This window comes from Paenibacillus rigui (genome assembly GCF_002234615.1).
Taxonomy (GTDB): Bacteria; Bacillota; Bacilli; order Paenibacillales; family NBRC-103111; genus Paenibacillus_S; species Paenibacillus_S rigui.
In genome coordinates, this window is the sequence record NZ_NMQW01000022.1 from 126,824 (window position 1) to 136,439 (window position 9,616).

Genomic DNA, 9,616 nt, shown 5'->3' on the forward strand with positions numbered 1-9,616 from the left:
AACCTCCCTAAATATGAAATCATCAGCTTCCTTGGCTTCACGTTTCACCGGGGATCAGCCTTTTAATGCGCCTATCATGACCCCTTTGGCAAAATGCTTTTGCAGATAAGGATAAACTACAAGAATCGGAATAATGGTAATGATGATCACCGCGTATTTATAATTGGCCGCAACGACTCGGAAGCTCGAGCCCGCGCTGCCGATTTCCCCTTGCTGGTCGGCAAACTCGCCGGCGATGACAATATTTCGAAGCAGCACCTGAACCGGATACATGTCCTTGCTATTCAAGTACAGCAGGGACGGGAAGAAGCTGTTCCAATGATGTACCGCATAAAACAATACCATCGTCGCCATGATCGGCATGGATAACGGGATAATGATCCGCAGCAAGATCTGGATATCGTTCGCTCCGTCCAAAAAGGCCGACTCCTGCAAGGATACGGGGATTCCTTCAAAAAAGGTTTTCATAATAATCATGTTGAACGTGTTAATCGCAGGCGGTAAAACGATAGCCCACATCGTATCGATCAGTCCCAGCTTCTGGATCACCAGATACGTCGGAATCATCCCGCCGCTTAAAAACATCGTAAAAGCTATCATGAAAATAAATACATTGCGTCCGTACATGTCCTTGCGGGACAACGAAAAAGCGCACATCGCCGTGAAAACGACGTTTATGGCCGTGCCGACTACGGTGTAAAGCAGCGTATTACTGTAAGCGTGCCAAATATCTTTATTTTTGAAAATGATTTTGTAGGCTTCTATCGTTACATCATGCGGGATAAATTTGACCACACCACGATTTACCGCACTGCCATCGCTTATGGAAACGATAAAAATGTAATAAAGCGGATACAGTGTAATGAACACAAGAACCAGCAAAAGAAATATAATCATACCGTCCAGAAGCCTGGATGCGAGCGTAGCTTGTCTGTCCATCTGTTCGCAGGAGCCTCCTTCACCATAAGCTCGTTTGGCTTATTTTTTTCGATGCTTTGTTCGCGCTGTACAGCAATATCAAGCCAATAACGGCCTGGAACAGCTCGACCGCTGTAGCATAGCTGAAATCGCTTCCAAGCAATCCCCTTCGATAGACGAATGTCGAAATGACGTCCGCAGTTTCATAGGTAGAGCCGTTGTAGAGCAAAATGATTTTCTCAAAGCCGACAGACATCAACCTGCCCAAATTCAAAATCAGCATGATCGAAATGGTCGGGGCGATGCTTGGCAGTGTAATGCTCATTAGTTGATGCCATCGATTCGCACCATCAATTTTGGCAGCATCGTACAGCTCTACGTCTACTCCCGTTAAGGCCGCCAAGTAAATAATGGAGCCCCAGCCCACGCTCTGCCATATGCCAGAGGCGACGAAGATGGTCCGGAACCATTCCGGCAGCATCAAAAATTTGACAGGCTGAAATCCAAACCATTGAATGAGCTGATTAATAAGTCCGTCTGATGACAAAAAGTTGGCGATCATTCCGCACACAACGACAGTGGAAATAAAGTGAGGCAAGTAACTGATGCTTTGAACGACTCGCTTGAACATTTGATGTTTCAATTCGTTGAGCATAAGCGCAAGAATAATCGGCGCCGGAAACGCCCAAATCAATTCGTAAATGTTGATCAACAGCGTGTTTCGAATCAGCTTCCAGAAATAAGGGTCTTTCAAAAATTTCCCGAAATGATGGAATCCAATCCACGGGCTGCCCGAGATGCCTTTGACAATGTTGTAGTCTTTGAACGCAATAATGATTCCATACATAGGCCAGTAATGGAAGATGACATAGTAACAAAACGGAATAAAAAAGATCGCATACAAATATTTGCTCCTGGCCATTCCCTGAATAACGGGATGACGTATTCCGGTCGAACTGAACCCTGCTGCATGTCTTGCCTCTTGTTGACTAATAGCAATCCCCCCTGTTTGTAAACATAGCTCATCCCGTTATATAGGATGCTTTATGATCCGGGCCTGGCACCCATTCGTTTTGCTGCCCGGTGAGCTTATTATAGAAACCGCTCTTGTGGTCTGAAAAGAGCCGATACCGGAACGAACGATGCAATTTTCCCACAAAGGGAAGCCTGATTCATATTTCCACCACCAACCATTTGTCCCACTCGTGGCCGCGGAGGCCGTGTGAATCCCCTATTCACTCAGGTAAACTGAGCTGATTCATTCGTCTGCACAACAAAAAAAACCATAAACCGGGTGGTTTATGGCAAGTCTGTTATTCCTTCATTTCCGCTGCATGGAACGGTAATCGTTCGGAGCCATGCCTTCCATTTTTTTAAATACTCTAAGAAACGTAGTCCGACTTGGAATGCCGATATGCTCCGCGATATCGCTCACACGCATATCTGTCTCTGTCAACAGCTTCTTCGCCTTATCCATTCGAACCTGATTAATATAATCGGTTAGATTCGTCCCTGTTTTTTCCTTAAAAATTCGGGATACGTATTTGAGCGAGACGCCCATCTCCCCGGCAATCTGCTCCAGTCCAAGATCCTGCTTGTAATTGTCATCGATATATTGCTTGATTAAGGAAACGAGACTGCCGGATTTGCTATCGTTCCCTGTTTGTGTCGCCTCGATAATCCGGCCGTAATAAGCAACGATCCCCTCCTGTATTTCACTATATTCCGAGAACGACACGCTTCGCTCACCATTCAGCAGCAGACTTAATTTCTCATCCGTCGGAATGGAGTTCGCGTCCATCCCTCTCTCTACAAGAAACCGGGTCCCGGTTGTGATCATTTCCTTAAATAGCAAGCCCAAATAGTCATACGAAATACTTGCCTGCACATTTACCGCTACAATTTGGTCTACAATATCGTAGAGAGCCTCTATATGGCCCAGCTTCAAATGGTTCCATATTTTTTGCTCATCAAAAAATGAATAGATGAACCGATTTTCAATCAGCAGCTGCTCGGAATCGACAATTTGGAACCGTTCTTCACTGTTCCGTTTACCGATGGCCGTCATCGCTTCGTTGTAGGAAGCCCCGATCTCATTAATTTCCGAATAAAAGGTACCCACTCCCACGGTCATATCGTAGTACATATGGATGTCATATTGAAACAGATTCATCAGCTTTTGGAACTTAGGATGCAGCAGCTCCGATGCCTGCTTCTGGCTCTCGACATTGATAATTGCAATGAACAGATTTTGCCTGTACTCCATCACATAGGCGGGTGCTACCTGACTGATCAGCGTCCCGATGATTTTCATAATGCCGTTCATCACCAGCATCCGGTCCGTATCCGGAATGTCTCGGTAAAAGGGCTCCTTAAAATCAAAAGATACCCCGCAGCAAACATACCCTGCTCTATCAAAGCCGAATTCTGCCTGCAGCGTCTCCTTTAGTATTTCCTCCTGGTTTAAGGTATGCCCTTTTAGCAAAAATAAAAAGGAAGATTCGACATATTCATTGGTATGCTTATCGTATTTCATCTTATATTTCTGATGATAGTCAGTTAACGAGCGGATCCCCTGCTGAATTTGTTCAAAATCGTTAGCCTGCTGCACCGGCATATGGCCTTCATGGCTCCATATCTCACTTTTATCCAGAATAACATTGCGGATATTCCGAATCGGATTATAAATCCTTGAACTAAAAACAAACGAAAACACAACACCCATCAGCACTAACACCAAGCACAGGAGCAAAGTCATCACAAGAATGCTAGAAGTATGGCGATTGAATTCGCTGATTGGAGTGAAGGAGTAATAATTCCAACCGTACAAGGCCGATTTGGCGTGCGACACTTCATAGAGATTCCCGCCAATTTCCAATTCGCCCTTAAGCACCTGGTCCCCCCGCTCATTTATAGCGATCTTCGAGAATAACGGATCCTTCATATATTCATCGGGATCCAGCAGCACCTGCCCATTGCCATCCGTAATGACATACCGGGTCGTTGCAAAAACCGCATTGCCTTTAAGCGTCTTTTCTATCGCATCCAACGCAACATTGATGACCATGACGGCATTATAGCTCTGAAGCCGGTCCCGGATGACGACCGGTACTACCTGTTTGTCATAGATTCCTTCGCGCTTGACGGAGGTTATCGGAAGCAGCTCGATATATTTATCGGAGTCCAGCTTTTTCGCCCAATACGCCAAATCATAATGATCATATTTATACATCGTATTAAAAAATGAATCGAACCGGTTCACTCCCGCGCTGACATAGACGCTCTTTTGATCAATAAAAACAAACATGCGATCTGTGAAATCGCCAACAATATTTTCATTGCGCTGAATGATTTTCGGCAGACGCCAAACTTCCGTTTTGACCTCCAGATCCTGCATTTCCTGAGGCATTAACAGCATCCTCACGGTATAATCACTGAAGAAATTAAAGCTGATTTCCTGCAGCGACCCCATCTTGCCGTCAATGGTTTGCGCTGCATTTTGCAGATTTGTTTTGATGCGGTCGTTAAAATCTTTTTTCATGATGTACAACGAGTACATGTAAGTGGCTAATCCGATAATCACGATGGGTATCAACAATGTAAGAAAATAAAATAAAATATTAAAATACAGCCGGTTTTCTTTATTGCGGAAGAAGCTTTTCCAGCGCAACTCCGTGCCCCTCCTTTCCTATCAGCATGCGCCGAAATATTATCGCTGCAGCCGGGCCGAAGCCTTGTTATAGATGTCCTCCAATTCACCTGCACCCAGCTCCCGGGCTTGCCTTATCACCTGATCATATTCTTGTAGCGGCTTAAGCCCCATAATAAACTTATCGAACTCCTTGTCTAACCTGTCGTTAAGCAGCGTATTGATATCCCTGACTCTGGCAGCTTCCCGGCTAGTCAGCGGAGGCTCCATCGCCAAAGGCTCATAAGCCGGATCGGAAGCGACAATATTCCAATATTGTTCGTTGAGCTCGTCCCAGGTGCCCGTCATTCGTTCGATCTGGAACTGAGACATTGTATTGGAATAGTAGGGCGTAAAGCTAAGCTGACAGCAGCCCAGCTCCGAGTAAAGTGCGTAATAAGGCGTGGGTTGCGAATGGATAAAGGTTTCAACGAATTCCTTTTTGTAAACCGGCCGGTCACTGCCGTCCAAAGTATAATGCAAGCCCTCGATTCCGAAGTTCATTAGCCGGAACGCTTCTTCGGAGTACATCCAGTCCATCAGCTTCACAATCGACTCGGGGTCTTGAACCTTCGAGCTAATTGCAAACATTTTTCCTGAAAACGTATTCATATAAAAGCGGGCTCTGGACTTCCCTTCGGCATACTCCGGAATCGGCATCACTTGAAAAAAAGCCTCAAGATGCTTCTGACGCAAAGCTCTGGTAAAGTTCAGGCCGAACCCGCTATTATCGATGAAAAAGAACGACTCGCCACCGGTCAGCTTTTCGGTCCACTGCTGCTGGGTCAAAATCGCATAATCCGGATCCAATAACCCCGATGTATACGCTTTATTCAGAAAAGAAAGCACGTTCTTGAATTCCCGGGATGCCGGCCCGTACACATATTGCCCCTTATCTTTGTCGAAATAAATCCCGTTGCCTGCATTGTAGCCGCTGCCCAACATATACGAGGAAGCAGCCAATAGCTGCGATGTTCCCTTGCGCACGGACCATGGCACCGAATCGGGATACAGCTCCTTCAGACGAGCGAGCGTGCCAAGAAGCTCATCAAATGAGCGAGGAACCGGTAAACCGTGCTTCTGCAGCAGGTCCATTCGGATGACCGGACCAAAGCCGTTCTTCGCTTCATCGCGTGCAATGGCGGGAAAACCGTACAGCTGGCCATCCACCGTTAACCGGACGAGATCGGGATTCTGATCCCATAGCTTTTTGAAGTTGGGCATCAAGCCTTTGTTCATATAGTCCATTAAAGGTAAAAATGCACCTGTTGATGAAAATTCATTCACGTCCTGTTTATCGATTTGCATGATATCAGGTACATTTTGCGTGGTCAGCAGCGTCTTTTTCTTATCATTATAATTGCTGACCGGCACCGCAGCATACATCAGCTTAAAGCCTGTCCGCTTGGCGATTTCCTGCTGAATCGGTGAATTCTCCCGTACCTTCTGATTATCCGTCTCGGAAAACATGACTTTTAACGTGCGTTCACCGGCAGCCGGCAGCTCCCCTTCCCGCGGTTGAGTCCGCCTCGTATCGTCGTGGAGGAATAAAATATAGAAACAACCTGATATAACAGCCATTGCTATTAGTATGACAGCCTTTGTGCTCCATGCTTTGATCATCTGAGACAATCTCCTTGTAGACTTAATGACAAGCAAGATTCAAGCTAAGTATATCACTAACAGCCAATGACTTGAAGAAAGTTATGGAATTTATCGAATGTGGTTTAAAAATTGGATAGAGACTCGAAATAGTCTACAACGACCTTGCGAAATTCCAGAGCAGCCCGTGAAATATACCGGCTTCTGTTCCGTAATAAAGCAAGCTCCAGCGCCAATTCGTGTTCCTCTACCCGAAGATAGTGGATATGTTCCCTTGAATTCATTGCCGTGCTTGGGATGAAGCCAATGCCAATGCCGGCTTCCACAAGAGCATTTACCCTGGCGGGCTCATTTCCCTCATACACATATTTAGGTGCAAATCCCGCCGATTCACATACGGAGTCTATTAAATCGCGGGTACGGTAGCCTTTCTTTACACCGACAAACCACTCATCCTTAAGTTCTGTCAAGGGTACGCTGCTTCGGTCAGCCAGCCGATGACCCTTCGGAACCGCTACAAGGATGGGGGCGTTGAACACAACTTGACATTCAATGTCATCTCCTTGTATGGGAGGCGAGGACAAGCAGAAATCGACCTCCCCTCGGTGAAGAAGCGTAACCATTTCCTGCGTAGTCAGCATTTGCACATGAAAGTGAATATCGGGATGTTTTTTTCGAAACTCCCGAAGAATATTGGGCAGTGTGCTTGCGGTTGTTACCGCCAATTCGAGTGTACCGTAGTCCGGGTTGGATAAGTCGCTGATTTCCTGCTTCCCCTGCTCCAACTCAAACAAAGCCTTCTCCGCCCGTCGAAGGAATCTGCTTCCGAACTCATTGAGCCGCAGCTTCCTCCCTGTGCGATCGAATAGAGGAGCCCCGAGATCCTCCTCCAAGCGTTGAATTGTTTTGCTTAGTGACGATTGAGTAACGTGCAAACTTCGTGCAGCATCAGTCACATGCTCCAATCGAGCTACCGTGAGAAAATATTGCAATTGAAGAAGCTCCATTTCTCCCCCTCCATTCATTCCTTCAAGTCAATGAAATCATAACATAAAATGCGTTGGAATAAATACTTATTTTCAAGTACGATGACTTCAAGACGAAATAGGAGGGACTCAAAATGAAGGCTCGCAGCAAGTGGCTGATGATTTCCGTTGGGCTTGGGATGCTATTGAACCCATTAAACTCATCGATGGTTTCTGTTGCAATTCCAAGGCTGCAAAATGTGTTCCAGCTTGATTTTACTGTTATATCCTGGATTATTTTTTCTTTCTACATTGCAAGTGCTATTTCTAATCCTGTAGCGGGGAAGGCCAGCGATTTATTCGGTCGCAGGAGGATATTTCTTACCGGGCTGATGGTCTCCCTTGCTGCCTCCTTATTAGCTCCGCTATCGCCAAACTTCGGTTGGCTCATCGTATTCCGCATTGTGCAATCCATCGGAACAAGCATGATGATTTCCGTTGGAATGGCTATTATTCGAATTCATATTAAGGAGAGTCAAGCGACTGCACTGTCCGTTCTGACCATCTTTCAATCGGGATCGGCAGCCCTTGGACCCTTTATTGGCGGTTTTTTGATTCACTGGTGGGATTGGCCTGCGATCTTTTTTGTCAATATCCCTTTCGTGGTCGCAAGCTTTCTATTCTCTTGGAGGTTTATTCCAGGGGATGAAATGCCGACATCCGTTGCAAGCAGCATGTCCTTGCGTAAATGGTTGAACTTGATCGATGCGCCCGGGATCCTGCTTTTTACATTGGGACTGACTCCCCTGCTTGTTGGATTCATGTCGGTAAAATCGTCCGGGCATTTCTCGTTAACCTATGTCATGATCGGGCTGATAGGACTCGTCATATTGGGAGCTTTCATACGACATGAGTTCAATACGGCGTCACCCTTTATTCCTTTGCGCACATTCGCCAAATATCCTGAGATAACTTGGGTCAATGTCGAATTCATGATCGTTAACGTCATTTTTTACGCTCTCTTTTTCGGAATTCCGTCCTACTTGCAAACCGTGCGTCATGTTAGTGAGTTCGATACCGGGATGCTTATGTTAAGCTTAGGCTTGTGCTCACTCGTTGCTTCTCCGCTAGCAGGACGATGGATCGATAAATCCGGACCTAGGCCGGCCTTACTCACGGCAGCAACCCTGATGACACTGGGGTCAGTGTGGATCGTGACATTGAATCCAGCTTCATCGGTAATTCATGTGTGTTTGGCATTAGCGGCATTCGGCATTAGCAACGGCTTGAACAGTGTCGGAATGCAAGCGGCCTTATTCAGAAGTTCTCCGAAAGAAATCATCGGTGTAGCATCCGGATTATTTAGCACATCAAGAAACCTGGGGGCCATTCTCTCTTCATTGTTAATAGGGATTGTAATTGGAGGAAAGTTCAGCTTCGGGGGATTTCGACTGCTTGGGGTAATCCTCGCGGTCATTGCTTTATCCTTAGTACTCATGAGTTGGCGGCGCAGGAAATCAGGGCAACTGCAAAAAGCGGGTTCACACAGCAACTAAAATAATCCGATAGAGTCTTAACGAAACTCCGCTTGAAGCTACAGTCGACATTGGCAGAGGTCGCGTGATCTGGAATACCGCTACGCTACGTCTTGTCATAACAATAAAAGCGTCCCGGTAAGGGCCGCTTTTTTTCCAATAAATTCGGTTAGCTCTCACCGACGCTGTACACACCTCTTTCTAGTGCGCCCTATCCCAATGATGGGTTTTTAGTTCCCGGGATAGGGCGCCTACAATTCAGGTTTTCACGCAACATGCATGGTGAGTACTCCCACAATAAACGATTGGATCACTTATTGAAGTATCTTGGATGCCACATACGCCAGATCCGTAATATCAATTTTATTATCGTTATTCATATCGGCAATCTTGGCTGTTGCCCAGTCTGCACCAGTGGAATCCTTACCGTAATAGTAAGCAGCCATCGCAAGGTCACCGACATCGATGCTTCCATCCTTGTTAAGGTCCGCCGACACTTCTTTAATCACGGCTGCTTTAAAGGTATCGACTGCGCTGGCCAGTGCTGCTGTCGCACTGTCGACCTGAGACTGCGTCGCGCTTGAGCTGTCTTTGACCGCTTTGGCTGCATTGATCGCTACACCAAGGGCATCTTTGGCTGCCTGCGGGTATTGTCCCGGCAGTGTGCCCACAACGGCTGCGTCGTACAGACCTTGTGCATTCGTGATGGCCGTTGTCAACGCGGTCTTGTCGACAACCACTTCAATCTTGCCTACAGCAATGCTCTTACTGCTAAGCTCCGCCTGAATGACCGTTCCTTCTGGAGCTACGCCAAGCTTCGCCTGAGTGGTCGCAATCGTTCCGGCCGTGTTCTGAACGCCAGCCTTCACCTTGAAGGTCAGATTCAACACCGGTGTGCTGGTTCCGGA

Annotated in this window: 7 protein-coding genes; 1 reads left to right on the forward strand and 6 read right to left on the reverse strand. The window is 46.6% G+C overall.

What is annotated here, in order from left to right:
* Nucleotides 1–54: 54 nt before the first annotated feature.
* From CF651_RS15700 to CF651_RS15720, 5 genes are all read right to left on the reverse strand, one after another.
* A complete protein-coding gene (locus CF651_RS15700) occupies nt 55–939 on the reverse strand; it encodes a carbohydrate ABC transporter permease (RefSeq protein ID WP_094015808.1) in 885 nt (294 codons plus the stop codon).
* Between the two features lie 19 nt (nt 940–958).
* Nucleotides 959–1,822 (reverse strand): ABC transporter permease, encoded by an 864-nt coding sequence (locus CF651_RS15705; RefSeq protein ID WP_245855942.1) that lies wholly within the window; start codon nt 1,820–1,822, stop codon nt 959–961.
* Nucleotides 1,823–2,239: 417 nt separating this feature from the next.
* Nucleotides 2,240–4,588, reverse strand: coding sequence for a helix-turn-helix domain-containing protein (locus CF651_RS15710; RefSeq protein WP_094015810.1), 2,349 nt, complete (start codon nt 4,586–4,588; stop codon nt 2,240–2,242).
* A 39-nt stretch (nt 4,589–4,627) separates the two neighbouring features.
* A complete protein-coding gene (locus CF651_RS15715) occupies nt 4,628–6,229 on the reverse strand; it encodes an extracellular solute-binding protein (RefSeq protein WP_094015811.1) in 1,602 nt (533 codons plus the stop codon).
* 104 nt (nt 6,230–6,333) lie between these two features.
* Complete coding sequence (locus CF651_RS15720; protein WP_094015812.1) at nt 6,334–7,215, reverse strand: LysR family transcriptional regulator; 882 nt, start codon at nt 7,213–7,215, stop codon at nt 6,334–6,336.
* 113 nt (nt 7,216–7,328) lie between these two features.
* On the opposite strand from CF651_RS15720, the gene CF651_RS15725 reads away from it, so the two are divergent.
* Nucleotides 7,329–8,729 (forward strand): MFS transporter, encoded by a 1,401-nt coding sequence (locus CF651_RS15725; RefSeq protein WP_094015813.1) that lies wholly within the window; start codon nt 7,329–7,331, stop codon nt 8,727–8,729.
* Nucleotides 8,730–9,022: 293 nt separating this feature from the next.
* Here CF651_RS15725 and CF651_RS32305 read toward each other — a convergent pair.
* A partial coding sequence (locus tag CF651_RS32305) for a dockerin type I domain-containing protein (RefSeq protein ID WP_245855944.1) occupies nt 9,023–9,616 on the reverse strand: 594 nt, incomplete at its 5' end.